22 protein-coding genes and 1 pseudogene are annotated in these 24,735 nt (G+C 69.3%); 10 read left to right on the forward strand and 13 right to left on the reverse strand.

Going from position 1 to position 24,735, the window contains the following annotated elements:
* Positions 1 to 45: 45 nt before the first annotated feature.
* Positions 46 to 732 carry an ElyC/SanA/YdcF family protein gene (locus ABZS66_RS18850; RefSeq protein ID WP_354759195.1) on the forward strand — a complete coding sequence of 229 codons (687 nt, stop codon included), beginning with the start codon at positions 46 to 48 and terminating at the stop codon, positions 730 to 732.
* Between the two features lie 105 nt (positions 733 to 837).
* Here the strand turns inward: ABZS66_RS18850 and ABZS66_RS18855 are convergent, their stop codons facing one another.
* Together ABZS66_RS18855 and ABZS66_RS18860 are read right to left on the reverse strand one after the other, a co-directional pair.
* Positions 838 to 2,337 (reverse strand): hypothetical protein, encoded by a 1,500-nt coding sequence (locus tag ABZS66_RS18855; RefSeq protein ID WP_354759197.1) that lies wholly within the window; start codon positions 2,335 to 2,337, stop codon positions 838 to 840.
* On the reverse strand, positions 2,334 to 2,927 hold the full coding sequence (locus tag ABZS66_RS18860) for a SigE family RNA polymerase sigma factor (RefSeq protein ID WP_354759199.1): 594 nt from the start codon (positions 2,925 to 2,927) through the stop codon (positions 2,334 to 2,336). Before ABZS66_RS18860 ends, ABZS66_RS18855 begins: the two co-directional genes overlap by 4 nt.
* A gap of 621 nt (positions 2,928 to 3,548) precedes the next feature.
* Here ABZS66_RS18860 and ABZS66_RS18865 point away from each other — a divergent pair.
* Entirely contained in the window at positions 3,549 to 4,403 is an 855-nt protein-coding gene (locus ABZS66_RS18865; RefSeq protein WP_354759201.1) for an alpha/beta fold hydrolase, read from the forward strand.
* 263 nt (positions 4,404 to 4,666) lie between these two features.
* Here ABZS66_RS18865 and ABZS66_RS18870 read toward each other — a convergent pair whose 3' ends face one another.
* From ABZS66_RS18870 to ABZS66_RS18915, 10 genes are read right to left on the reverse strand one after another with little or no spacing between them, the layout of a single operon-like run.
* Positions 4,667 to 5,419, reverse strand: a complete 753-nt coding sequence (locus ABZS66_RS18870) for an SDR family oxidoreductase (RefSeq protein WP_354759203.1) — start codon at positions 5,417 to 5,419, stop codon at positions 4,667 to 4,669.
* A 39-nt stretch (positions 5,420 to 5,458) separates the two neighbouring features.
* Positions 5,459 to 6,301, reverse strand: a complete 843-nt coding sequence (locus ABZS66_RS18875) for an amidohydrolase family protein (RefSeq protein ID WP_354759205.1) — start codon at positions 6,299 to 6,301, stop codon at positions 5,459 to 5,461.
* A complete protein-coding gene (locus ABZS66_RS18880) occupies positions 6,298 to 7,551 on the reverse strand; it encodes a M20/M25/M40 family metallo-hydrolase (RefSeq protein WP_354759207.1) in 1,254 nt (417 codons plus the stop codon). Before ABZS66_RS18880 ends, ABZS66_RS18875 begins: the two co-directional genes overlap by 4 nt.
* Complete coding sequence (locus ABZS66_RS18885) at positions 7,548 to 8,519, reverse strand: Gfo/Idh/MocA family oxidoreductase (RefSeq protein WP_354759209.1); 972 nt, start codon at positions 8,517 to 8,519, stop codon at positions 7,548 to 7,550. Before ABZS66_RS18885 ends, ABZS66_RS18880 begins: the two co-directional genes overlap by 4 nt.
* Positions 8,512 to 9,498, reverse strand: a complete 987-nt coding sequence (locus ABZS66_RS18890; RefSeq protein ID WP_354759211.1) for a DUF4432 family protein — start codon at positions 9,496 to 9,498, stop codon at positions 8,512 to 8,514. Before ABZS66_RS18890 ends, ABZS66_RS18885 begins: the two co-directional genes overlap by 8 nt.
* Entirely contained in the window at positions 9,495 to 10,934 is a 1,440-nt protein-coding gene (locus ABZS66_RS18895; protein WP_354759213.1) for an amidohydrolase family protein, read from the reverse strand. The genes ABZS66_RS18890 and ABZS66_RS18895 overlap by 4 nt, the downstream gene beginning before the upstream one ends.
* Positions 10,931 to 12,106 carry an aminotransferase class V-fold PLP-dependent enzyme gene (locus ABZS66_RS18900; RefSeq protein WP_354759215.1) on the reverse strand — a complete coding sequence of 392 codons (1,176 nt, stop codon included), beginning with the start codon at positions 12,104 to 12,106 and terminating at the stop codon, positions 10,931 to 10,933. Before ABZS66_RS18900 ends, ABZS66_RS18895 begins: the two co-directional genes overlap by 4 nt.
* 23 nt (positions 12,107 to 12,129) lie before the next feature.
* Complete coding sequence (locus tag ABZS66_RS18905; RefSeq protein WP_354759217.1) at positions 12,130 to 12,981, reverse strand: carbohydrate ABC transporter permease; 852 nt, start codon at positions 12,979 to 12,981, stop codon at positions 12,130 to 12,132.
* On the reverse strand, positions 12,978 to 13,946 hold the full coding sequence (locus ABZS66_RS18910) for a sugar ABC transporter permease (protein ID WP_354759219.1): 969 nt from the start codon (positions 13,944 to 13,946) through the stop codon (positions 12,978 to 12,980). Before ABZS66_RS18910 ends, ABZS66_RS18905 begins: the two co-directional genes overlap by 4 nt.
* Before the next feature lie 4 nt (positions 13,947 to 13,950).
* Entirely contained in the window at positions 13,951 to 15,288 is a 1,338-nt protein-coding gene (locus ABZS66_RS18915; protein ID WP_354759221.1) for an extracellular solute-binding protein, read from the reverse strand.
* A gap of 223 nt (positions 15,289 to 15,511) precedes the next feature.
* Between ABZS66_RS18915 and ABZS66_RS18920 the strand changes: the two genes are divergently transcribed.
* From ABZS66_RS18920 to ABZS66_RS18950, 7 genes are all read left to right on the forward strand, one after another.
* Positions 15,512 to 16,342 (forward strand): creatininase family protein, encoded by an 831-nt coding sequence (locus tag ABZS66_RS18920; RefSeq protein WP_354759223.1) that lies wholly within the window; start codon positions 15,512 to 15,514, stop codon positions 16,340 to 16,342.
* Position 16,343: 1 nt separating this feature from the next.
* Positions 16,344 to 16,895, forward strand: a complete 552-nt coding sequence (locus tag ABZS66_RS18925; RefSeq protein ID WP_354759225.1) for a CGNR zinc finger domain-containing protein — start codon at positions 16,344 to 16,346, stop codon at positions 16,893 to 16,895.
* Between the two features lie 8 nt (positions 16,896 to 16,903).
* Positions 16,904 to 17,662, forward strand: a complete 759-nt coding sequence (locus ABZS66_RS18930) for a hypothetical protein (RefSeq protein WP_354759227.1) — start codon at positions 16,904 to 16,906, stop codon at positions 17,660 to 17,662.
* 16 nt (positions 17,663 to 17,678) lie between these two features.
* On the forward strand, positions 17,679 to 18,875 hold the full coding sequence (locus ABZS66_RS18935; RefSeq protein WP_354759229.1) for a hypothetical protein: 1,197 nt from the start codon (positions 17,679 to 17,681) through the stop codon (positions 18,873 to 18,875).
* 164 nt (positions 18,876 to 19,039) lie between these two features.
* Positions 19,040 to 20,059: a hypothetical protein gene (locus ABZS66_RS18940; RefSeq protein ID WP_354759231.1), complete on the forward strand. Its 1,020-nt coding sequence runs from the start codon at positions 19,040 to 19,042 to the stop codon at positions 20,057 to 20,059.
* The gene (locus ABZS66_RS18945; protein WP_354759233.1) at positions 20,049 to 21,455 is read left to right on the forward strand and encodes an MFS transporter; all 1,407 of its coding nucleotides are present in this window, start codon (positions 20,049 to 20,051) and stop codon (positions 21,453 to 21,455) included. Before ABZS66_RS18940 ends, ABZS66_RS18945 begins: the two co-directional genes overlap by 11 nt.
* An 11-nt stretch (positions 21,456 to 21,466) precedes the next feature.
* Positions 21,467 to 22,156 (forward strand): SDR family NAD(P)-dependent oxidoreductase, encoded by a 690-nt coding sequence (locus ABZS66_RS18950; protein ID WP_354759235.1) that lies wholly within the window; start codon positions 21,467 to 21,469, stop codon positions 22,154 to 22,156.
* A gap of 21 nt (positions 22,157 to 22,177) precedes the next feature.
* On the opposite strand, the gene ABZS66_RS18955 is transcribed toward ABZS66_RS18950, so the two are convergent.
* Positions 22,178 to 23,170: a DUF6585 family protein gene (locus ABZS66_RS18955; protein WP_354759237.1), complete on the reverse strand. Its 993-nt coding sequence runs from the start codon at positions 23,168 to 23,170 to the stop codon at positions 22,178 to 22,180.
* A gap of 862 nt (positions 23,171 to 24,032) precedes the next feature.
* Between ABZS66_RS18955 and ABZS66_RS18960 the strand changes: the two are divergent.
* A pseudogene (locus ABZS66_RS18960) lies at positions 24,033 to 24,735 on the forward strand (hypothetical protein); the annotation flags it as partial.

A 24,735-nucleotide genomic window follows, 5' to 3' on the forward strand; every position in this document is an offset into this window, starting at 1 on the left:
CGGCAGCGAAAGCGGCCTGATTACGGGGCGAATAGGGTGTTCCGCATGACGGACGCGCAGGAGAAGGCGAAACCGGTGCGCTCGTGGCGCCGGCGGGTGGTGCTCGGCGCGGCCGCCGCGCTGCTGCTCACCAGCGGGCCATGGCTGTGGACCCAGCTCGCCGCGCGCGGTCACGTGCACGACGAGGCGGATGCGCCGGCCGCGGACGTCGTCATCGTGCTCGGCGGCGAGGTCGCGGCGGACCGGCGTACGCCCGCGCCACGCCTGGCCGGCCGGCTGGACACCGCCGCCGCGCTGGTGGACGGTGGCCGCGCCCGGGTGATCCTGGTGTCCGGCGACGGCGGCGGCGAGTCCGGCGACGAGCCGGCGGTGATGATCGCGTACCTGACCGGCCTCGGCATCGATCCGCGCCGCATTGTGGCCGACCCGTACGGCCTGGACACCTACGACACGTGCGTGCGGGCGCGGGACGTCTACGGCGTCACCCGGGCCCTGGTGGTCACCCAGGCCTACCACCTGTCCCGCGCGGTGACGCTGTGCCGGCAGGTGGGCATCGACACCGACGGCGTGACCGCTCGCTGCGGCGGCTGCGCCGCCACCCTGCTGGCCAGCAAGGCGGTGCGGGACTACTTCGCCAGCGGCAAGGCGGCCTGGGACGCGGTCCGCGGGCGACCGCCGGCCGTCACCTCGCCGCCGAGCCCGCAGGTCCGGGACGCCCTGCAAGCCGGTTGACTGTCGGCCGGCGGCCGACCCACGCGGCGCCGAAGGGTCGGCCGGATTCGTCGGCGTGCTCATCGGGCAGACCCGTCGATGACGATTGGCCAGCGGTGGGCGATGTCATCGACCGCCAGCAGGACCTCCGTCCCCGGCCCGGAAGCGCGCCAACCACCGTATGCCCAGCATCAGCAGCACCACCAGCGCCGCGGGCGCGAGCAGCAGCCATAGGAAGTTGTTTGGCGGGCCGTAGGTAGGCGGACCCGCGCGGCGGACGGGGTCGGTGAGCCGATCCGTGGCGATCTCGATGTGGGTGACACCAGCCGGCAGGTCAAGCAGCCGGGCCGGTGTCGGCGTGCCGCGCGTGAACACCTCCACCGCCCCGCCGACCTGGACAACCAGCTGGTCCGGTGCCCGCCAGCCCTGCACCGCTACCTCAACATCGGCGGGCAGCGAGAACTCCCCACCGTCGACCGTCTCTCCGGTCTCGGCATCGACGAACCTGATCTGCAGCGGCGCCGTACAGCCCGCGCATTGGGTTCGACGGATCATGGCCAGCAGGCGGCCGTCGCGGCTCCAGGCGGCGCTGTCGCCGATGCGCCAGTCCCCGCGCGGCCAGGATGTCGGCGTCCCTCCCTCGGTCGGGTAGATCACGATGCGGTCGCCCTGCTCGACGGCGATCCGGTCGCCGGCCGGCGACAGCGCGACGCCGCCTACGCCGCGGTCCGGCTGCTCGGCCGCGATCTCGCGGAGCATGGCGCCCGACCGCAGATCCCAGACCTGCCAGCCGGACCGCAACGAGCCGTCCATCGGGTCGTGCACGCTGCGGACGATCCGCTGACCGTCGGCGGACCACCCGGCCGGTGCCTCAGCCAGCACGCCTGCGGCACGCCGGCCGGTGCTGAGGTCGTAGACCCCATATCCGCTCGCCAGGTAGCGCCCGTCCGGTGAGAGCGCCCGATTCCTGTTGACCTCACCGTTCTCCGCGCCGATGGGCTCCAGGTAGTCAGTGAACACATCGAACACCCGGTAACGGTCGCCGTCAGCGGCCAGCAGCGCCAGCCGGCCCTCCTCGATGTTGCCGTGGGTCGCCGGACCACTGAAGACCAGCGCGACCCGGCCGGGCGGCGACTGCTGCAGATCAGCGGCCCAGGTCCAGGACCGCGGTTCAGCCAGCCGGTCGGGCAGCCCGATCCGGCCGTGGGGCTCCCCCCACAACGCCACGCCCGGCGGCGCGGCGAGTACGAGCAGCGCACCGATCAACGCCGCCGCCACGAGCCGGCGGACGAGGACAACGCGCGGCGCTTCCCGCCACAGCACGCAGAGCAGGACGAGCACGACCGCGAGTATCAGCCAGCCCAGTGGGCCATCCGCACCCGCGCCGACCAGGTCGTACAGCGGCTTCGTCGGTGCCGAGACGCTGTGGGGCAGCGGCTCCCGCTGTGCGTAACCATCCGTCACGATCACCAGGCCCACACCGGCTGCGGCCGTCATGGCCAAGCCGACGGCGGCCAACCGGCGCCGCCGAGCGCGTCGGCGGGCCCGGTGGAAGAAGCCGGAGGGAATCGTCGGTGGGGGTTGGCGCTCGGCGATAGCACGTAGTTCCTGTCCGAGCTGGGTCATCGGGTCACCACCGCGTCGTCGTTTCGGTCCTCGTGTGGCCTGGGATTCAGGGATTCGGGCCCGGCCGGGTCGCCCAGCAGGCCGGTCAGTTCGGGGGCGAGTTCGCGCAGGCGGCGCAGCGCGTGCCGGGTTTGGCTCTTCACGGTGCCGACGGCCACGCGCATCAGCCGGGCCGTGTCCTCCTCGGAGTAGTCCTCGTAGTAGCGCAGCACCAGCACCGCACGCTGTTTCGGAGTCAGCCGACGCAACGCCTGCGCGAGCATGATCCGGACCTCCGGCTCGCCGGGAGGACCGGCCGACTCGGGCACGACGTCGACCAGCACCTCTTTGACCCGCCGCTGCCGCCCGCGCCACCAGGAAACCGACTGGGTGTAGAGCACCCGGCGCACGTACGCCTCAGGCCGGTCGAGCTTGTTCCAGCGCACCGCGGCTCGCTCGAGCGCGATCTGCAACAGGTCCTCGGCATGGTGCCGGTCCCCGGTCATCAGGTACGCGGTGCGCCACAGCGCCGCCGTCCGGGTCCGGACGAACTCGTCGAACCCTGGCCGCCCGTCATCCGGCTCCGACGGTACCCACGCGTCGTCAGTCATGTCGTTCCTCCACGCTCATGGTGACGCCAGGGACCCCGGGTCCGGAGGGAACCGTCAGCGTGGGACATGCGATTCACGAAATGATGTCGTCGCGAAGCGTTCCTGGCCCTCGCCACTGCATCGTCACGTACCGAAGTGTCGTGTGGTTGCCCGTGCTGGCGCTCAAGCGCGGAAAGCGACGGTTTACGGCCAGCCACCGGTGAAGCCGATCACCTCGCCTGTGGTGAATGTCGAACGCCCGGAAGCGAGGAAGCGCAGTGCACGCCCGGGTAGGTGGCCGCGTAACGGGTGCGGGCTGCCTCATCGGTGAACGACGGATCATGGCAGACAACCCGATACCCGGCGCGAATCAACACCGGGACAGTGCCGGGGCCGGCGTACTGAGTGACGTTTGTGACGAGTACCTGACGCATGCGTCCACCTCCAGACGTAGTGACAATCCGGCGTCAAAGCACACGACGTCGGCGTGGGCAGAGGGCTGCCTTTCGTCACGGGCACGGGCACGGGCACGGGCACGGGCACGGGCACGGGGAGATGGTACCGAACGGTTCGATGTCGTGCTACCGTGTCGCGATCGAACCGATCGGTTCGATCTGCCGAATAGCGACTGGAGGCAACGACGTGACGACGTCCCTCGATCCGCTCGTGACCGATCCCGCCGAGGCCCTGCGCCCGCCCGCCAGTACGCCCGCGCTGGCCATCGACAGCGGTGGTGAGACCTTACTGGGACTCCTGCACGTTCCGGCCGGCCCCGGCCCGCATCCGATCGTGATCATGCTGCACGGCTTTCCTGGCAACGAGCGCAACTTCGACCTGGCGCAGGCGTTCCGGCGGGCGGGGTACGCCGCCCTGGTGTTCCACTACCGCGGATCGTGGGGGGTCGGCGGTTCCTGGTCGTGGGGGCATGTCCTGGAGGACGTCGGCCGAGTGCTGGCCGCCGTTCGCGACGGCTCCCTCGTGGGCGCCCACCGGCTGGCCCCGGACCGGCTGTGCCTGATCGGCCACAGTCTCGGCGGGTTCGCCGCCCTGATGAGCGCCGCCGCTGACCCGTCCATCGTCGCGGTCGCCTCGGTCGCCGGGTTCGACCTCAGCGTCGTGGACAGAGCCGGCCATGCCGATCCGGTCGCACGCGAGGCTTACATCGACATGTTCGACGGCGAACTGCTGCCACTACGGGGTACCAGCGGGAAAGCGCTCGTCGCGGAGATCGAGGCGGCCGGACAGGCCTGGGCATTGACCGGGCTCGCGGCGTCGCTGGCCAACCGCCCGGTGCTGCTCGTCGGCGCTGGTGAGGACCACATCGTCACCCCGGTCGAGGTGCACCACCGACCACTCGTCGACGCCTACCTCGCACACCCGGAGAACCAACTGGAACACGACGTCCTGCCCGCCGACCACGCACTGTCCGGCCATCGGGTACAGCTGGCGCGTCTGCTGCTGAAATTCCTCGACCGGCACCTACGCCCTGTGCGGTGATCGCCGGTCCGGAATTCGCCGCGGGCTCGGTGCCGCAACGGCGCTCGGGCTCGCCCGGTTCACCTACGGTCCGCTCGTGCCGGCCGTGCCAGGCGCGTGGTCGCAGCTGGACGGCGAGCTGCACTCGGTGGCAGTGGAGCGCAACGACGACGGCCGGCTGGAGCTGTTCGGGATGAACCGCGAGGGCACCCTCTGACACCGTCGGCAGACGGGGGCGGGCGGCTGGTCCGGCTGGGCGTCGCTCGGCAGGCCATTCACCTCGGTCAGTGCCGAGGCGGCAGGCGGAGGCTCTGGGCGCCACCGTCGACGGGCAGCACCGTGCCGGTGGTCGACGCGGAGCGCGGGCCGGCCAGGTAGCAGATGGCCTCAGCCACCTCCGGCGCGCTGACCAACCGGCCGATGGGTTGCCGGGCCCCCAGCGCGGCGAGTTCGGCGACCGGATCGGCCGCCCGGGCCAGCAGGCGCTGGACCCAGGGCGTGTCCGCGGTGCCGGGAGCCACGCAGTTGACCCGGATCCCCTCATGTACGTGGTCGGCGGCCATCGCCAGGGTGAGTGAGAGCAGGGCGCCCTTGGTCGCGCTGTAGAGCGCCCGCTGTGGCAGGCCGACCGTGGCCGCCATCGACGAGGTGATGACCATTGACGCCGCCGGTGAGCGGCGCAGGGCCGGCAGGCCGGCCCGGGCCACGCGGACCACACCGAGCAGGTTGACGTCGAGGACGCGCCGCCACTCGTCGAGGTCGTTGGTCTCGACCGCGCCCTGGGCGCCGATGCCGGCATTGTTGATCACGACATCGAGCCGGCCCAGACCCCGTTCGGCCGCCGCGACCGCCGCGGTGACCCCCGCGTCGTCGGCCACGTCGCACTGCAACGCGAGGAACTCCGGGCCGATGCCGTCGACGTTGAGATCCAGCACCGCGACTCGGGCGCCCCGCTCAGCCAGCATCCGTGCGGTGGCGAGCCCGATCCCGGATGCCCCGCCGGTCACGATGGCAGCCAGGCCATCGAACTCCTGCATTTCTCCTCCTCCTCGACGCGCCTGCCAGCGGACGCGAGCTCACCGCCGCCTCGTCGCAACCAGGCGCCGAAGGTTGTCACCCATCACCAGTTGCCGGTCAGCTGCAGCGAGGCTTCCCAACTGCCGCAGGTCGCGACATTGTTCAAAGCTGATGTACTCGAGCGCCGGCGCGAAGTCGGAGCCCCAGAGGCAGCGGCCGGCGCCGAAGTCCCGCAGGCAGGCGGTGACGAACGGCGTTGCCGCGTCGTGCGGATAGGCGGTGCGGGGATCGCTGACGGCGTACAACCCCGAGATCTTCACGAAGCAGTTCGGATGCTCGGCGAGCCGGAGCAACGGCTCCAGGCGCGTCCTTGCCACCTCCGCAGTCGGCGCGAACGCGTACCGCCCCGGCAGGCCGAGGTGGGCGAAGAGGAAGGCGCAGTTCGGTGCCATGCTCGGCAGGCCGGTCAGCTGCTCGACCGCCTCCGGCACCGCGTTGATGGACACGACGGCGCCCGACCGGTCGCACTCGGCCCAGAACTCGGTCGGCCAGTCACGGATCATCCGGCCCGCCAGGATGTCGGCGGCGTAGATCGAGATCCCGATGTGACCCGCCGCGAACACGGCTCGGGCCATGGCCGCTGACGGACGTCCTCCGGCCGCGACGTAGGCGGTTGTGTGCATCCAGTCGCGCTCGATTGCGAGGGTCCGGATGTAGTCGTTGTTGCCGGTCGCGAAGGCCGCCCCTTCGAACCCGACGACCAGGACGTCGCTCACGGCCGCGCTGGTGCGGATCCGTTCGTAGGCGGCGACCTCCTGACCTGCCCCGGGAACCGGGGACCGTCCGTCGCCCGGGTATCCGGTCGCGAAGAAATGTACGTGGGCGTCGGCGAGGAGGCTCACCGCGCGACGCCGCAGTAGCTGAGCACGATGTGCGCGTAGATTCTGGCGGCCTCGTGGATCGCCTCCCGGCTCACGAACTCGTTGGGACCGTGGGCGTACGTCAGGATGCCGGGGCCGAGCGACGGCAGGGTCGGCACGCCTGCACCCTCGAACCAGGGCGCATCCGTCGTGCCGGGGAAGCTCGACAGCGGGACGTCGGTGCCCAGCACGGTACGGGTCGCCGCGACGGCGGACGCGGCCAGTGGATGGTTCGCGGCCAGGGAGGCACTCGGTATCCAGCTCAGCACGTCGTCGTACTCGATGGAGACCTGGGCTGGGCCGGCGTCGGTCATCCGTTGCGCCCAGTCGCCGAGGAATGCGCGGATCTCGGCCTCCGACGTGCCCGGCACGATGCGCAGGTCGCAGCCGAACGCCGCCTCGCCCGGTACGACGCCGTAGAAGACGCCACCGCTGGTCGTGACCGCGATGTTGGCGGTCGGGCGGATCCCGTCGCGTGGCTGTGCGATGGGCGCTGCGGCAAAATCGTCACGCAGCTGCAGGATCAGGCGCGCCATTTCGACGTTGGCGTTCACCGACGGCATGCGGTCTGAGAGGCTGCTGTGCATCTGGGTGCCGCGCACCCGCACCTTGAAGCAGCACAGGCCGCGGGACACCAGGTGGATGCCCTCCCAGTCCCGCGTCCAGCCGGACGGCTCGCCGATCAGCGCCGCGTCGACGTCTGCGGCGATCCGCGGGGCGAGAAACTTCGCACCGAAGGTGGCCCCGGCTTCTTCGTCGGCGACCAGCGCCAGCAGTACATCTCCCGCCAGATCGATCCCGCACGCACGGATCGCCGCGACGGCGGTGATCATCGCGCCGACGCTGGCCTTCATGTCACTGGTTCCGAGGCCGTAGACCCGGTCGCCGATGACGGTGGCGGCGAGCGGCTCGGAGCGCCAGATGCTGCGGGCGTCACCGACGGGCTTGGTGTCGATGTGACCGCAGAGCAGCAGCCGTCTGCCACCCGGTGTACCGGGAATCCGCACGAGGAGGTTGGGCCGTTCAGGGACGAGGGCGTGCGTCTCGGCCGCGGGCAACCCGAGGCGGCCGAGCGCCGCGGCGAGAAAGGCGCTGATCGCGCGTTCGTCACCGAACGGCGGGATCTGGCTGTTGATGGAGACCATCTCGAAGACGAGCGCCTCCAGGTCGGCACGCCGCCGGTCCAGTTCAGCCTCGACCGCGGCGTACGCCTTCGTCACCGCTTCGTTCATGACGGCACCTCCAGGACATCGATCGGCGCGCCGCCGGCCGCGCCTGAGGCGACGATCGCATCGGCGACGGCTACGGCGTGGGCGGCCGCGGCGAAGCTCACGAGCGGCTCGACGTCGTCGCGCAGCCACTGGAGAAAGTGGACGATCTCGGCGTCCAGGCCCGGCGCGTCAGCCGGCGGCGCACTGGCCCACGGCCGCTCGCGTGACTGCCCGTACAGCACCGCGCCCGCGGAGTTGACCCGCAGCCGGGCCACACCCTCCTGGCCGTAGACCTCCAGCTCGTCCTCGGCACCGGCATCGTCGGGCAGCAGCCAGGACGTGCGGATCGAGCTTCCGATGCCCGACGCCGAGAACAGGTGCGCCTGGACCAGGCTCGCCGGATCCCCCTGGACCGACGCGACGACCCGCCGGATCGGCGAGCCGGTCAGCCAGGCAATGAGATCGATATCGTGGATGCCGGTCATCCGTGCCGGGTGGACGTCGGCGTAGAGCCGCTGGTGGTCGCGGCTGCGGCTGCGGGCGGCCGCGACTCCCAGTACGGGGCCGATGCGCCCCGACGCTATCTCGGTTCGCAACCGCTGGTGCAGCGGCTCGAAGCGCAGGACGTGCCCCGGCAGGATCCGGGACCGGGCCGCGGCGGGCAGCAGCGCCAGCTCCGTGGCCGTCGTCGCGATCGGCTTCTCCAGGAGCACCTTGCGCCCGCGCAGGGTCGCCTCGCGAGCCAGTTCCACATGCGATGCCGCGGACGTGACGACGGAGACGCCGTCAACCGGCACGGCGTCGAGGAGCGCTACTCCGTTGGCGAACGAGGCGGGTGCGTCGAACTCCTCGGCCGTCCGGCGTGCGAGGTCACCATCGCGATCGGCGACCGCGGCAATCCGCGCGCCGGCGCGCACATATGCCTGAAGATGTGCCCGCCCGAACGCGCCGAGGCCGATCACGGCGACCGTAGGCACTCGATCAGCCATCGGCTGCCCCAGACCTCATTGCGGACACCATCGTGACCGCATCCGCAGCGTCCAGCGCACCGAACTCGACGGTGCACGTGAACTCCTCCCCCGGGCTCAGCTGTCGCACGTTTCCCTTCTCACTCTCTCGCTGCAGGCCCTCGGCCTCCGCCGTCGCAGGCAGAGCCAACCCCAGTGCGTCCTGGTCGCCGTCACGCACGAGCCAGCGCAAGGCGTGGTCGAGCTCCGCCGGGCGGTGACGGACGAAGTCGGCCCCGCCGTCGGGGTGCAGCTGCAGCGCGTGCGCCCAGCCGTACGCGTCCGCGGTGGGGCGGCGCGTGGTGACCCGCTCGGGGTCGACCGGCCGGCCGGGCTCGATGGTCTCGGTCCCCAACGAGTCGATCAGCTGCGCGCCGTCGACGGGGGCGAAGTTGACGTGTGCGAGGTACATCAGCGGCATCGGGCGGTGGCCGATGTTGCGCAGGCACATCCGCGCGGTGAGCCGGGTGCTGCCCTCGCGCACGGTCAGCCGTGGTGTGGCGAGGTAGCGGTTGCCGAACGCGGTGGCGTGCTCATAGGTGCCGGTGAGGGTGAGGAACCTGCCGTGCACGTCCGATCCGGCCACGAGCTGTGGCCGGCGATACGCAGCGTTCGGTAGCTCCCCATGCAGTGGGTGGTGGTCGCCGGGGCCGGGGTTGCCCATGGCCAGCGCTCCGCAGTGGATGAGCAACGCCCCGTAGGTGCCCAGGTACTCCAGGGTGGGCTGCGGCTCGTCGAACATGGAGCGCATGCTCAGCTCCCGCCCGCCCAGCCTGGCCCGCCATACCTGCTGGCCCTGGAACGGCAGCAGCTCCAGTTCCGCGGTGCCGTGCCGAATGGTGAGGCCGCAGACCCCACTGCCGTAGCGGAACGTCGCTGCCGACAGGTCGCCGTGGTGTACCAGGGTCTGCGCGGCCCGCGCAAAGGTCACCGGCTCGAGCTCGATCGTGACCGCGCTCATCGCTGGGGCCGCCGGGTCGGGGTGTTGGGGACGACCGCGCGTTCCATCCGCCGCAGCAGCGCTTGTGACGCCGCGCGAACCTCCCGGTACAGCTCGCGCTCGGCAACGCGACGGAAGGCCCCGTGCTCCAGCACCACGGTCCCGCCGATGACGACGGTGTCGACCGACTTCGACCCCGACGAATATATGAGGTTGCGGGTCAGGTCGGTGGTGGGGACGAGTTCCGGCCGGTCCAGCGTGTGGATCACGATGTCGGCCTTCTTGCCCACCTCCAGCGAGCCGATCCGGTCGGCCATTCCCACCGCCCGCGCGGCTCCGCGGGTGGCCATGTAGAGGCCGTCCTCGGCGGTGAGGTAGGTCCGGCTCCGGTGCGCTTCGCGCGCCCCGAGCACGGCCAGCATGATCTGGCGGAACAGGTCGAAGCTGTTCGACCAGTTCGGCGAGTCGGACCCGAGCGCGATGTTGCCGCCGCGCCGCCACAGTTCGGCGTGGCGGCCGTACAGGGTGCTGCCGTGGCCCCACATCATCGACGCGGCCGGAGCCCAGGCGATGTTGACGCCGGAGTCGAGGACGACCTCGACCTCGGCGTCGGTGAGGTGGTTCACGTGAGCGAGCGTGACGTCACCGTCGAGCAGTCCGAGCTCGTGCAGCCGGAGCAAGGGGTCGGTGCCGAACCGGCTGCGGTCCGCCGCGGTGTCGGCCGGGCTGTAGGACTGGTGCATGTTGAGGACGACGCCGGCGGATGACGCCACGCGCTTCGCCTCGAGCAGCAATTGTTCGCTGGCGGTTCCGAGCCCGAGCACGGCCACGTGCCCGCGGACCAGACCCTCCTTGCCGTTGCGGGACAGTTGCGTACCGAGACTCGCGAGCGCTTCGTCCAGTGACTGCGGGGTGCGCGCGAGCACCGGCCGGTCGTGCGCCTGGTCCTCGGTCGTGCCCATCGCAAAGCCGTGCGGCTGGTCCCAGATGAACGCATCCCCGAGCAGCGCTCTGATCCCGATGTGCTCCGCCGCCGCGGCGCCACGCTCCGGCGACAGGATCGTCCCCGCCTCGAGGAAGCACGTCGTGCCGTTGCGGATCATCTCCACGCCCGCCAGAGCGACCGACAGGTACTCGTCCTGGTCCCGCACCTGGTTGTAGAAGACGCTCTCGAAGCTGTCGAACGTCTCGTCCTCGGGCAGCTGGTCCGGCAGCGCTCCGCGGAACAGCTGGTACGAGGCATGGAGATGGGCCTCGATGAGTCCTGGATGGACGGGTCCGCCGGCAGCGTCGACCTCCGCGGTCGCCGTGAACTGCGCCGCCACGTCCCGGTCGGGGCCCACCGCGACGATGGTGTCGCCGACGACCGCTACGGCACCGTCCTCAATCTGGGTGCGGTCGTCGTCCATCGTGATGACGTGGCCGTGCCGCACCATGAGATCTGTGGGTCGGCTCATGGTGCATCCGCTCCGCTGGGACGGCGCGGGTTGGGCGATACCGTCCCCTGCACCGACTCCAGCGCCGTCAGCAGACGGTCGATGTCCGCATCGCCGTTGAACAGGTGCAGCGAGAACCGCAGCCTGCCGTCCCCGCCCCAACAGTGCACCGCGCGGCTGGCGAGGTCGACGGCGAGATCGGCGCCGTTCTGCGCCTTGACGCTGACGTTACCGGCACGGTGCGCGCCGTCGGCCGAGGTCAGCACGTCCCATCCGCGTTCGGAGAGCTCGTTGACCAGCCGGCCGGTCAGGGCGAGGACGTGTTCCTCCACCTCCTCCGGCGGGTACTGCACGAGCCAGGCCAGGGACGCGTCGAGGCTGTAGATGCTGGGGTACGACGGCAGGCCGACCTCGAAGCGTCGCGCCGTGGAGTGCAGGTCGTAGCGCTCCATGCGATCGTCGGTGAAGACCTCGCTGACGGATCGCCAGCCCACGGCCGGGGGTTCGGGTAGCGGCCGGCGCGCCTCGTTCCAGGCGAGAATACCGAGGCCATGGCCGCCGAGCAGCCACTTGTACGAACTGCTGATCACCACGTCGACCAGATCGCCGGGAACCCGCACGACGCCGAGCGACTGCGTCGCGTCGACCAGGGTCAGCGCACCGACCGCCTCGGCGGCCTTGGTGATCGCAGCCAGATCGTGGCGCCAGCCGGAGAGGTAGCTGACGTGGCTGACCCCGACCACCTTCGTCCGCTCGTCGATCAGGTCGGTGATCGCGCCGGTCGGTACGTCACCACCGATCGCCGGCGCGACCCGGACGTCGACCCCACGGGAGGCCAGGCGCAACCAGGGTTGCACCATCGACGGGTACTCCATCTCGTTGAGCACGACGTTGTCGCCCGGGACCAGCGCAACGCTGCCGACTACGAGGTTGATCGCCTCACTGGCGTTGGACAGCAGCGCGACCGACTCCGGCCCGAGCCCGAGCAGCGCGGCAAGCCGCCCCCGCAACCGTTCCTCCACCGCGGCGTGCGCGGCGCGGCCCGCCTCGGCGAGCCCACGATTGTGCAGGTACGCCTGAAATGCCGCCTGCTGCCGGGCCAGCGGTGGCCCTTCGGCGCCGGTGTACAGCCAGACCTTCCCGTCGAGTTCTGGGATGTCCTCAGGTGGGCTGAGCGGCGCTCTGGGAGTCACGGACCTGTCGCTTTCTGCACGTGTCATCGGAACCCGCCGAGCGAGATCCCCTTGTTGATTGTCCGGTGGAACACGATGTACACCACGATGATCGGGACGGTGGCCATCGCAAGGCCCGCGAACATCGGGCCCAGGTCGCTGACGAAACGCCCCTGGAACGAGAGCAGCCCGAGGGGGATCGTCTGGGCGTCCGACGAGTGCAGCAGTACCAGACCGATCTGCGTCTCACCCCAGACCCAGATCAGATTGAGCAGTCCGACCGCGCCGAGCGGACCGGTGGACAACGGCAGCACCATGCGGAAGAAGGTTCCGATGTGGCCCAGCCCATCCATGGCGGCGGCTTCGCGGATGTCATCCGGAAAGTCCAGGAAGAACGCGTGCAGCACCAGGACTGTGGTCGGCAGACACAGCAATCCATAGAGAACACCGACGGCGCTTGGGCTGTTCAGTGTGCCGAGGATATTGAAGGCCTGGAAGAAGGGGATCAACAAGGCGATGGTGGGCACCGTGGTCGCGATCAGCGGCACGAGCATGGCCCGCCGCCGCCACTTCGGGGGCAACGTCGCGGTGAAGTACGCCGCCAGCGAGCCGAACGCGGTCGACACGGCCAATGCGACCACCGCGACCAGCACCGAGTTGCGGGCGTACAGGCCGAAGCCTGCGGTACCGGAAGGGCCGGCCCACGCGTCGGGAAAGTTCTGGGGAACCCAGTCCCCGGAGAATCCGAGGGGGTCGTTGTAGATGCTTGCCATCGACCGCAGCGACAAGAGGATGATCTGCACGAACGGAACGACGATCAGCAGTGTCCAGACGAGCTTGAGCAGCCACGACGCGCCCTTGCCGGCGCCGTCTCTCAGCTTCAGCGAAGGCTTCATACGGCGCTCCGGTTGGCGAAGCGCAGGCCGACCAGCCCGATCACGACCAGTACCACGCTGGTCATCACACCGAGCGCCGCCGCCTCCCCGAATTCGAAGTTCTGGAACGCGTCGACATAGAGACGTACGGGCAGCGTGTTCGTCGCCTCCGCCGGGCCACCCTTGGTCATGGCCCACACCGTCGTGAATGAGTTGAAGTTCCAGATGAGTTCGAGCACGGTCACCATCGCGAGGACAGGCCGAATCAGCGGCAGCGTGATGTGGAACGCCTGGCGAGTGGCCCCTGCGCCGTCGAGCTGGGCTGCCTCGTAGATCTCCGGGGCGACCCGTTCGATCGCGCCCACAATGAGCAGGAACGGGAACGCGACGCCGGCCCAGATCGTGACCGCGATGACGACGTAGATCGCGTCACGGGGCGACGCCAACCAGGCGTGCGTGTCACCGAGTCCGACAATGCCGAGAAGGCCGTTCACTGCCCCGGACACCGGCTGAAGGGCGAACGCCCAGAACACCGCGACTGCGGTGCCCGGCGCGATTGCCGGGAGGAACCAGACGATCCGCAGCACCGTGGCGAGGCGCCCCCGCCGCACGGACATCGCCGTGACGGTGGCGAGGATGACGATGCCGAGCGCGGAGAGCAGCGTGTAGAGAACGGTGACGCGGATCGAGGAGTAGAAGGTGGGATCGCTGAACAGCGCGTCGTAGTTCCTCAGGCCGACCGGTTCGGCCTCGCCGACGCCGAACCAGGTCGTGAACGAGAGCCGAATCGTGCCGATGAACGGCACCAGAAACACGATGATGATCCCGACCAGCGCCGGAAGGCTGAGCATCACGGCCAGGGGCCAGGGGACCTTGGCGGTCGTGCCGCGCCGGCGAAACGCACGAGGGGTCACAGTCCACAACAGCTTTCTGGGATGGACCGCCGGTGGCCACTCGTGGCGACCGGCGGTATCTGCGGTGCGCACAGGATCAGGAACTCGACCTGAGCTCATCCCGAATGCCGTTCAACGCCTTGCCGACCTCCGCAGAGTTCATCGCGCCGGTGAACAGCTTCTCGATGTACGGGTCGGTCGTTCCCAGCTTGGCGGGGACGATCGACGCCCACCCGTCGCGGGTCCCATTCGCGGCGCCGTAGCTGAGCAGTCCCATTTCGTTCGCCGGCTTTCCCTCGGTCAGCAACGAGGTGGGCAGGTCGATGGCGGGCGCGGCACCACCGCTCCACTTGATCGCCTTCGCCTGGTTCTCCTTGTTCATCAGGAGCTTGAGGAACTCCTTGGCGATGGCAGGGTTCTTCGCCTTCTTCGGGATGGCGAGGGTGTTGCCCGCGTAGTTCACCGGGAGGGTCTTGGCACCGGGGTTGATCGGCGGAAGGAACAGGAAGTCCAGATCCAGGTCCGTCTTGCTCGTCTTCTTGGCGCCGGTCGGTGACAGGTCATGGCCCATGAGCATCCCGGCCTTGCCCGAGGCGAACAACGCGTTCGTCGTCGGCGAGTCCATCCCGAGAGTTCCGTCCTGGAAGACCTTGTTGTCGTACATCTCCTTGAGCCGGTCGAGCACCGCGGTGAACGACTTGTCGGTGTAGTCGACCGTGATCGGGACCTTCTGGTCGAAGTTGTTGACGAAGTTGTTCAGCTGCTCCGGCGTCGCCGAGGTGGGCAGCAGGCTGTCCAGGATCCACGTCAGGTGGTAGCTCGACGCACCGCCGGCCGCCAGTGGCTGGTACCCGCCGGCGCGAAGCGCATTGGTGATCGTCAGCAGGTCAGTCATCGACGCGATCTGGTGATCGGCCGGGACCGAGATGTTGAGCTTGGAGAAGATCGCCTTGTTGTACCAGACGACGCCGTAGAGGGTGCGGCTGTAGGAGACGACGTACGGGTGGCCGTCAGCGGCCTTGAGCGAGTTCGCCAGGTCCTTGCCGTACCCGTTCTCCAGGTCGTCGGCCGTCCACACGTCGTCGAGCGGGATCAGCTGTTTGGCCTTGAGCAACGTCCGGTACGGGGGCAGGTTGGTCGGGATGTCCGCCACGTCGGGAGCGGCGTCGGAGGTGACGACCTGCAGGTTGGTCGAGGTCTCCTGCTCTCCGGTCAGTTCGTCGTACCTGATCTGCAGACCGGGCAGTTGCTGCTGCAGTTGCGCGCCGACCTCCTTGAAGACGGGAAGGAAGTAGGCGCTCCCCTGCACGACAAGGGTCTTTCCGGCGCCGCTGAGCGGCTCGGACGAGTCTTCGGTGCCGCCGTTGCTACACGCGGTCAGTGCCAACGACGCCGCGAGCGCGGCGACGCCGGCGAGGTAGGAGCGTCTCTTCACAGGTCTGTCTCCTTAAGGCTTGCTTGACAACAACTGAGCTCCTCAGGTGCACCCGGATACGAACCTCGCCCCGCGTCATGACCGTAAGCACGGTTGCTGAGTACGGAGAACATAAGGCGCCCAGGTAGGAGCGTCAAGCACGAGCAATTGCACTTTGGTCCTTACGAAAATCGGCACATGAGCAAACATGACTACGGGACTTACGTACGTTATGGTCTGCGGCATGCGTGCCCCCGTCCACGTCGTCGAGCGGGTCTCTCCGGACACCATTGCGTTCGACGCACTCACCCGTGACGAGCTGAACTCGGCCGCCGCCGCGACGACGCTCGTGCTTCCCCTCGGCTCCACCGAACAACACGCCCACCACCTTCCGACGCGCACCGACGCCGCGTGCGTGAGCGCCATCGCGGACCGATCCGCCCGGCTGGCCGCCGGGCAGGTGCCCGTCCTGGTCGCGCCGACGCTGCCGTTCGGCTGCGCGCACCACCACCTGCCCTTCGGTGCCACGTTGAGCGTCACCAGCTCGACCTACGTCAACCTGCTGTGCGACCTGGTCGGCGGTGCCGTGCGCGAGGGGTTCCGCAGTGTGGTGCTGCTGAACGGGCACGGCGGCAACGACTCCGCCATCCGCCTCGCCATCGACCGGATCGTCTACGAGGAACGGCTCGATGTGCACATCGCCGCGGCGTCGTACTGGGTTCTCGCGGCCGACGTGCTGCGTGCCCACGGGTTCGACTCCCCGGGCCACGCCGGACACTTCGAGACATCGCTGATGCTCGCGTTGGAGCCGGACCTCGTCCGTCTCGACCGCCGGGCGACGGACCCCACCGACTGGACCCCGCTCGGTCGCCCGGACATCCCTGGGGCCTCCATCCGCCGGCCGGGCCTCTGGGAGGCGAGCGACGGACGGACGGACGACGCGGCCAAGGCCACGGCCGAACTCGGTTCCGTCCTGGTCGACGAGATCGTCGCCGTCGTCGCGCAGTTCCTCGTGCGGTTCCACCGGTCCACGCCGGCCGGCGGAGCCGACGTCTCGGGCGCGTTGGAGGGCTGACATGGCGACCTCGTGGCACCACCTCGACCATGTGCTCGGCACCATCACCACGCTGGTCAACACCAGCCCGCACGTGAGTGGGGCCGAGGAACTGCCCGACGCCGAAGCGCTCCGCAGGTTCGTCACCGACCGGATCATCACCGAGGTGGCGCCGCCGACGAACGCCGACGTCGAGCCTGTGCATCGCGTCCGAACCCGGCTGGCCGCGGTCTTCGTCGCGCCGGACGACCAGGCCCGCAACCGGCTGATCAACGACGCGCTCGCCAACGCGGCGGTGACACCCCGCGTCGTCGAACACGACGACCTCGGCGTACACCTGCACTTCTTCCCGCCCTACGCATCTCTGGCCGAGCATCTGAACGCCGACTGCTCGATGGCGCTCGCCTTCCTGCTCGTGGCGGGTGAAGCGGCCCGGTTGCGGGTCTGCGCGGCGCCGGACTGCAACCGGGTGCTGGTCGACTTCTCTCGCAACCGGTCGCGGGCGTACTGCGACAGCCGTACCTGCGGCAACCGGGTCAACGCCGCCGCCTTCCGCGCGCGCCAACGTCATTAGGAGCGCATATGACCACACCCGTCACACATCGCAGTGGCGCCTACCGGTACCTGCCCGGTGGCGCGACATTCTCGAACGGTCTGGCTGTCGAGGCCGGCTTCCGGATCGTCGAGTGGGAGTTCGCCACGCCGCAGCCGCTTGAGATCGCCTTCGATCGGGTCGGGCGGGAACTCGCCGCCCACGGGCAGGGCTGGGACGCCCTGGCCGGCGTGGACCTACGGTCGCCGGTGCCGTTCAGTCTCGAGGGCTTCGCGTCCTTCAACGCGTACTACGTCGATCTGCTCGGCCGTCACTACCCCTTGAGCGAGGGCGAGCCCAGTCCGCTGACCCGGACGAACGTGGCTCCCGTCGAGTCGTCGCTGGACCAGCCGTCGGTGCGCGCGGTGCAGGTCGTGGAGCCGGACGCCGCCGCCAACGGCGGTGACTTCGTGCTGTCCGGGGTGGCCGAGATCCGTGGTGCGCTCGGTCCGGAGAACACCGTCGCCTACCGCGACACGAGCATGGCCGGCTTGCGGGCGAAGGTCGATTTCGTGGCCGGTGAGATCGCCGCCCGCCTGCACGCACTGGGCCTCTCCACCGACGATGCACGCATCGTCGATGTGTACATCGCGCAGCCTCCGGACTGGCTGCAGTCCGTGCTGAGCGGCACGTTCGGCTCCATCGCCCGGTACGGACTGCACCAGTGGCCCTCCCGGCCGCCGGTGGTCGACCTGGAGGTCGAGCTCGGCTGCAAACGCCTGTCCGCGCGCACGGTTCTGACGGCATAGGGAGAACAGGACACTCATGAGCGACCGACCGCGAGTCGCCGTGCTGTGCACGGTCTACTTCAAGGGCTCCCATGCCGATGTGATCGTCGGGCGTCTGCTGGACGGGTACCGCTTCGGCGGCGCACACCAGGACGCGCGGATCGAGGTGGCGTCGGTCTACCTCGAGCAGCTCGGCTCGCACGACTACGAGCCCATATCACGCATCGACATCGGTACGGAGACACTGCGCGCGCACGGGATTCCGATGTTCAAGTCCGTCGGCGAGGCGATCTCCCTCGGCGGGTCGGGCGTGAACGTCGACGGTGTGCTGATCATCGGCGAGCACGGCGACTACGGATGGGGCGAGTTCGAACAGAAGCTCTACCCTCGGCGGAGGATGTTCGACGCCAGCGTGGCGGCCATGGTCGCGGGCGGCCGGACCGTGCCGATCTTCGTCGACAAGCACCTGGCGTGGAGCTTCACCGACGCCGCGAGCATGGTTGCCGACGCCGAACGGCTGGGCATCCCGCTCCTCGCGGGCTCGTCCCTGCCGCTCGCCTGGCGCACCCCCACCGGCGCGAACTGGCCCTACGGCGCGCCGATCTCCGAGGCTGTCGTCGCGGGAATCGCGGCGACCGAGCCCGGTTGCCGGCCGACCGAGATGAACGGCTTCCACGATCTGGAGTTCGCCCAGGCGCTGCTGGAGCGCCGAAGCGGCGGCGAAACGGGTGTCGCAACCGTCACGGCGGTGACCGGCGCGGCCGTGGAGCCGGCGATCGTGTTACGGCTCGGGGGCTCGGACCTGTTCGCCGCCGCGGTCGGTGCCCTGGGCATCGACACCGACGACCCGATCGGCTTCGCCCGCAGCTGCGCGAACGATCTGTTCCTCATCGAGTATGTCGACGGCACCTCGCTGACGGTGGTGAACTTCGATCTGCACGCGTACCGGGCCGCGATTGCCGTCCGTGGCCCCGACGAGACGGTCGTGACGTCGCCCTGGCTCGACGAGCCCGATCACGGGCACTTCACCTTCCTGGTCCGTCAGATCGAGTCCCTCGTCCTCAGCGGGGTCAGCCCGTACCCGGTGACCCGGACGCTGCTGACCACCGGAGTGATCGAGGCCGCGCTGAGGTCCCGCCGCGAGCAGCGGCTGGTCCCGACACCGCACCTGTCGCTGAGCTACACCGCACCGCAGGCGATCCCGGATACCGGCATCGACGAAGACCGACCATGAGTGTCCGCACCGGGTTCTCCTACAGCGGACTCGGGCTGCGGCCCGTGGTGAACGGGCTCGGCCCGGTGACGAGGCTCGGTGGCCTGCCGCTGTCCGACACGGTCATCGAGGCGATGCGTTGGGCGGTGGCCACGAACGTCCGGATGGACGAGCTCCAGGAGGCGGTGGGGATCGAGCTCGCGCGCCTGCTCAACGTCCCGGCCGCTTACGTCACGAGCGGGGCATTTGCCGGACTGACGCTGGCTGCGGCGGTCTGCGCCGTCGGAGGCGACTCTCGCGGTGTGGACGAGCTGCCGATCACCGGCGCGCGCAACCGCGTGATCGTGCAGATGGCCCACCGCGATCCCTATGACCATGCGATCACCGCGGTGGGTCTGCGCCTCACCGAGATCGGTTATCCCTACTCGACGCGCACGCACGAGCTCGCTCGTGAGCTTGACGACACGGTCGCGGCGGTGCTCCACCGCCTCGGCGGAAACGGGGACATGCTGCCGTTGCGGACGGTCGCCGAGCTGAGCCATGCCGCGGGTGTCCCGGTGATCGTCGACGCGGCCGACTACGTCCCGCCGATCTCCCGGCTGCGGCAGCTGTTGGACGACGGGGCGGACCTGGTCGCGATCTCGGGAGGCAAGTCGTTTCGCGGCCCGCAGGCGTCCGGGGTGCTGTGCGGGCGGGCGGACCTCATCCGTGACGTGGCGCTGCACCACCTGGACATGGACCTGCGGGAGGCGACGTGGCAGGCCTCCGATGTCACCGGACTGTGGCCGACCGGGGGGCGCGAGGGCATCGGTCGTGGGATGAAGGTCGGCCGGGAACAGATCATCGGCCTGCTCGTCGCGGTCAGCGAGCATGTCGCCGAACCGGATCGGTGGGCCGGCCACTACGCGGCCGAGCTCGCCGCGTGCGAACGGGCATTGACGGCGTGCGACACCGTGCGAGTGACCCGCGAGCACAACACGTTCATGGATGTCGCCACCCTCGCGGTCGACTTCTCCGCAGCGGCGATCAACGTGGATGAGGTGGCGCGACAGCTGGACCGGGGAACGCCGCGCATCCAGCTCGGCGAGCAGGACGCGTGGCGCAATGTCCTGATCGTCAACCCGTTGGGACTCGCGGCCGGTGAGGGCGCTCAGATCGGCGAACGGATCGTGAGTGTCGTCCGGGCGGCGTCAGATGGGACCTGACAGCGAGCAACGCCTGTCGCTGTTGCAAGGCCCGTACCGACTTGTGAGTTGGAGCGTCTGCACGCTTGTCTCGCTCAACGCTTTCGAAGGGATGGGCGTAGCGGCGGCGCTCCCCACCGCGGTCGGCGAGCTGGGTGGCCTCGCCGACTTCGGATGGGTGTTCATGGGGTACCTCGCCGCAAGTGTCATCGGCATGGCGAGCGCCGCGTACCTCTGCGACAGATATGGCGTACGCGTCACCATTCTCACCGCGGTGGCGCTGTTCATCGCCGGCCTTCTGCTCGCCGGAACCGCGACGGCGATGCTCCCGTTGATCGCTGGACGGGTACTCCAGGGACTCGCCGGCGGCGGCCTGATGACGACCGTCTACGTCATGGTCGGCGCCATGTTCCCGGAGGTGTTGCGGCCGCGGCTGTTCGCGGTGATCTCCTTCTGCTGGGTGATACCGGGCATCGTCGGCCCGACCATGTCCGGCGCACTCACCGAGCACGTCAGCTGGCGATGGGTCTTCCTCGGTCTCGTACCTGTCGCGGTGGCGGCAGCGGCACTGTTGCTGCCGGCGTTGCGGGCTGCCCGCCCCGCCGCAGGCCGGACCGGCAACGCCGACCCGTCCCGCATCCGCAGCGCCGTTGCCGTCGCGATCGGCATCGGATGCGTCGCGCGCGGCGCACAACATCCTGACGCGGCCACGCTGCTGGCCGCGACAGCGGGGATCGTGGCCCTCGCCTGGGGACTTCGGGGGCTTCTGCCCCGGGGCACGGCGACCGCCCGGCCGGGGATCGGGGCGCCGGTTGCGCTGCGCGGCCTGACGGCTGGGGCATTCTTCGGCGTCGAGTCGGTCCTGCCACTGATGATGGCGACGCAGCACGGCCTGAGTCCCCTGCAGGCCTCGATTCCGCTCGCCTGTGCGGGTCTGCCCTGCGCGATCGGTTCGTGGTGGCTGGGCCGCGTGACCGGACCCGATGCCCTCCGACGTCGCATCCGGCTGGCGCGCTGCGGGCTCGTGCTGATCTGTTGCTCGAACGCGTCCCTGATCTGGCTCAGCCAGCCGACGGCGATGAGCTGGCTGATGAACCCGATGTGGGTGCTGGCCGGTCTCGGTCTCGGCCTCGCGATACCGACCGCGAACGTGCTGGTGCTTGAACGGACCACCGAGCACGACCGGGCCGCCGACGCGTCGGCGCTGCAGGTTGCCGACACCACGATGAGCAGCCTCACCACCGGTGCATCCGGTGTCCTGGTCGGGTTGGCGGCTGGTGGGCTGCTGGGATACTCGGCCGCCTTCGCCGTGATCGGGCTGTCCATGGCGGCTCTTGCCCTGCTGGCTGCCGTCGTCGTGGGCCGCCTCAGACTCCACGGTACATTGCTGGATTCCATCGATGGGCGTTCCAACTAGTGGAGGATGACGTGGCAGAGACGCGCGCGAGGGTCGCCGTCGTCACCGGCGGGGCAAGCGGCCTGGGTCGGGCTTGCGCCTCCCGCCTCACGCAGGACGGTATCAACGTCATCAGCTTCGACGTGTCGGCTGGCGCCGACGTGGTGGTGGACGTCGCCGACCCGGACGCAGTCACCCGGGCCGTCGCCGCGGTCGGCCCGGTCGACATCCTCGTCAACAGCGCCGGCATCGTCGGGCCCAACAAACCGCTGTGGGAGGTGAGCGACGGCGAATGGCGCGAGACGTTCGCGGTCAACGTGACCGGCATCTTCAACCTGTGCCGCGCGGTCGTTCCGGCGATGCGCGACCGGGCGTGGGGTCGGATCGTCAACTTCGCGAGCATGGCCGGCAAGGACGGCAACCCGAATCTGTCCGCCTACTCGGCGAGCAAGGCGGCCGTGATCGGACTGACGAAGTCGTTGGGCAAGGAGTTGGCGACGAGCGGCGTGCTGGTCAACGCGATCGCGCCCGCCGTCATTCGGACGCCGATGAACGAGCACACGGCACCGGAGGTACTCGCCGGGCTGACCAGCCTGATCCCGATGGGCCGGCTCGGCCGCCCGGAGGAGGTCGCGGAGCTGGTGGCCTGGCTCGTCTCCGACCGGTGCAGCTTCTCCACCGGGGCCGTCTACGACATCAGCGGCGGAAGGGCAACGTACTGACGCTGCGCCTGCACGGCCCGGCTACCACGACGGACGGTAACTACTCCGGCAGATCGGGCAGGCCACCGAGTAGGCACCGGATGCCACCGCGAAGATCGTCTCACAGCCGCGGTCGGTGCAGGTCCACTCGCTGTCCCGGGATACCACGTCCTGCTGGGTCAGCTGCGTGGTCTGCCCGCACCGGCATGCGTACTCGACCGGCCACCGGTAGTCGTCGGTGGCGGTGTCGATGCGGTACGAGAAGCTCTTCGCGCCACCGATCACCCAACATGCCGGGCAGCGCAGGAAGAGCGTCGCCGCGCCAGGGTCCCGGCTCGGCGGCTCGTAGTCCGCCGTCACCGCGAGCCGTTCCGGTTCGCGGGGGATCGAGTCGTACAGCTCCTCCAGCGTCTGCAGGTTGGACACCTCGACGGCCGGCACCTCGAACCAGTTGTCGTCGCGGTCGTACGAGATCCGCAGGACACCACCCTGGTCCTTCGGCGGACGGCTCGAGTACCGGTGCATGAAGCCGAGCCAGGAAACCTTCCGCCACGGCAGCGTCTGCCCCTGATGGCGCAGCCCGTCGGAGTTCGCGCTCACCGTCCCGAAGGCGACCACGCCACCGGCGGCCAGCTGCGCCTTGACCGTGGGTAGCTGGACGGCGGCCACCGCGTTCCGAACCGTCTCGGCGACCCGCTCAGCGGCTGACGCCTCGCTCGAACGGATACCGTCCCGGAAGAAGTCACTGGCGAGCGTGCGTACCGGGCCCTCCTGCAACCGCACCGGCACCCGCTCGCCGTCGCCGAAGTCGAACGTCAACACCCGGGTCAGCTGCGCGACAACGCTGCCGAACGACCGGTCGTGACTGATCCGCATCGTGACGTCGTACCAGAGGTTCGTAACCTCACTCCACCGGTGGGTGCCCCGAACCGTGCCGAAGCGCGTCGTCAGCACGACGCCCAGGTCGTGCAGGTGTGTCGGCCCGGTCAGCAGCGAGGGCGCAGGGGCGGTCCAGAGCTGGGAGCCGAGTTCCATGGCAGAGAGTCTTGCCGCGATCGACTCCGATCGCTACCCCCTGGTCGTTTCGGGGAACCTCAGGAGTAAACGCGGAGCAGCAGATCGTCCGGGACGTGGCATCCGGCAAGGCGGACGTGGGGTGGGTGGGGGCCCGCGTCTTCGACACCCTCGGGGTGTCGAGCCTCGCGCATGAATGAGCAACGCCCGCCGAGCGTCAGCAATTCGCAGACGACCAAACGTCACAAGGAAAGCCTGTCGGCGCCACCGCGCATCCGCCCCTCCGATCTGTTCCGCGCTCAGCACCGCCAGTTTCACTTCGAGACGGTCCAGCACGGAAAACGCAACCTTGGCGAAAAACAAGGGTCCGGCCGCACCACAAGTCGACCTGCAGACCGGGATAGAGCCATCGGGCAGCTGTCGGGAACCGATCGACGGCGGACTGAACCACAGTATCTACCAGGCAAAACGGCTACCTGGCTATTTGGTTCACGGCATTACAGAGGCGAGAGTATCGCCATTCTGAGCCATACCCTCAGGTGCGATCCAGACCACTCCGAGCCCGAGCCGATATGCCCGATCCGGGGCTTATATGGGGTTCTCAGGTCGTGCCGCTTATTAGCTCCGACTTAAGAATGCCAAAGGTAACGGTTCTTCCGCTCCTCAGGGTTTCATTGCCCCGTCGAGCCGTGGCATGCTTCGAACGGAATGGTTACGGCAAGGTCTCGGACGGCGCCAAACGCCGATCACCGTGGCCCATTTCGGATTGCCGGAATGGACAAATCGCGGTTCCGTAGACATTGGAAAGTTGAAGTTTGGAGTGGAACCCCCAACCGACTTTCACGCCGAAAAGCTCCGACAGGCCAATGGCGTCGACTGACGGATGTCGACTGACCGGGAGGACTCCCACAGCATGAACCCGCACAACAACCCGCACGACCCCACCGACGGACTCCCCAACCTCCCCGCCGGCGGGTCCCTGCTCCACCCCGAACAGACTTCTTCGCACCCCGTCGCCGGCCGCAGCCCGCTGCGCCGCGCGGGTGTCGGCATCGTAGCGGTGGCCCTGCTCGCCACCGGCGGCCTGACCGCGTGCAAGGACGGCCTCCCCGGCTACGGCGCGCTGCCCGGCGCCTCTGCGAGCACGGGCGTCAATCCGTCCGCGTCCGCCGGTCTGGGCAGCCCTTCCGCTTCGGTCGCCCCGGTGACCTCGGCCTCGCCCTCCGGCTCCACGTCCCCCACGCCGACGAAGAGCAACACGACGCAGCCCACGGGCAGCAACCCTCCCTACACGGTCGCCGGGTTCCCGGCCGCCAACAACACCGGCTACCCGCAGGGCCTGGCCGGTGACACGCGCAAGAAGGTGACGCTGACGCCGTACACCGGCCCGATGACCATCACGGTCGCCGGCACGGTCATCGACGGCAAGGACATCAACGGCCACCTGGAGATCAAGGCCAAGAACGTGACGATCCGCAACAGCCGGATCCGCGTGGCCAACGTCCAGGCCGTGACGTCCACCGACGACAATGCGAACCTGCGCATCGAGGACACCGAGATCGACGGCCAGGGCAAGGACGCCTCCA

Source organism: Dactylosporangium sp. NPDC005572, from assembly GCF_040605515.1.
Lineage (GTDB): Bacteria > Actinomycetota > Actinomycetes > Mycobacteriales > Micromonosporaceae > Dactylosporangium.

Bases quoted from the DNA above. Each gene is read 5' to 3' on its own strand.
- ABZS66_RS18850 (WP_354759195.1), top strand. From the start codon at position 46: ATGACGGACGCGCAGGAGAAGGCGAAACCGGTGCGCTCGTGGCGCCGG.
- ABZS66_RS18855 (WP_354759197.1), bottom strand. From the start codon at position 2,337: ATGACCCAGCTCGGACAGGAACTACGTGCTATCGCCGAGCGCCAACCC.
- ABZS66_RS18860 (WP_354759199.1), bottom strand. From the start codon at position 2,927: ATGACTGACGACGCGTGGGTACCGTCGGAGCCGGATGACGGGCGGCCA.
- ABZS66_RS18870 (WP_354759203.1), bottom strand. From the start codon at position 5,419: ATGCAGGAGTTCGATGGCCTGGCTGCCATCGTGACCGGCGGGGCATCC.
- ABZS66_RS18880 (WP_354759207.1), bottom strand. From the start codon at position 7,551: ATGAACGAAGCGGTGACGAAGGCGTACGCCGCGGTCGAGGCTGAACTG.
- ABZS66_RS18885 (WP_354759209.1), bottom strand. From the start codon at position 8,519: ATGGCTGATCGAGTGCCTACGGTCGCCGTGATCGGCCTCGGCGCGTTC.
- ABZS66_RS18890 (WP_354759211.1), bottom strand. From the start codon at position 9,498: ATGAGCGCGGTCACGATCGAGCTCGAGCCGGTGACCTTTGCGCGGGCC.
- ABZS66_RS18895 (WP_354759213.1), bottom strand. From the start codon at position 10,934: ATGAGCCGACCCACAGATCTCATGGTGCGGCACGGCCACGTCATCACG.
- ABZS66_RS18905 (WP_354759217.1), bottom strand. From the start codon at position 12,981: ATGAAGCCTTCGCTGAAGCTGAGAGACGGCGCCGGCAAGGGCGCGTCG.
- ABZS66_RS18920 (WP_354759223.1), top strand. From the start codon at position 15,512: ATGCGTGCCCCCGTCCACGTCGTCGAGCGGGTCTCTCCGGACACCATT.
- ABZS66_RS18925 (WP_354759225.1), top strand. From the start codon at position 16,344: ATGGCGACCTCGTGGCACCACCTCGACCATGTGCTCGGCACCATCACC.
- ABZS66_RS18930 (WP_354759227.1), top strand. From the start codon at position 16,904: ATGACCACACCCGTCACACATCGCAGTGGCGCCTACCGGTACCTGCCC.
- ABZS66_RS18935 (WP_354759229.1), top strand. From the start codon at position 17,679: ATGAGCGACCGACCGCGAGTCGCCGTGCTGTGCACGGTCTACTTCAAG.
- ABZS66_RS18945 (WP_354759233.1), top strand. From the start codon at position 20,049: ATGGGACCTGACAGCGAGCAACGCCTGTCGCTGTTGCAAGGCCCGTAC.
- ABZS66_RS18955 (WP_354759237.1), bottom strand. From the start codon at position 23,170: ATGGAACTCGGCTCCCAGCTCTGGACCGCCCCTGCGCCCTCGCTGCTG.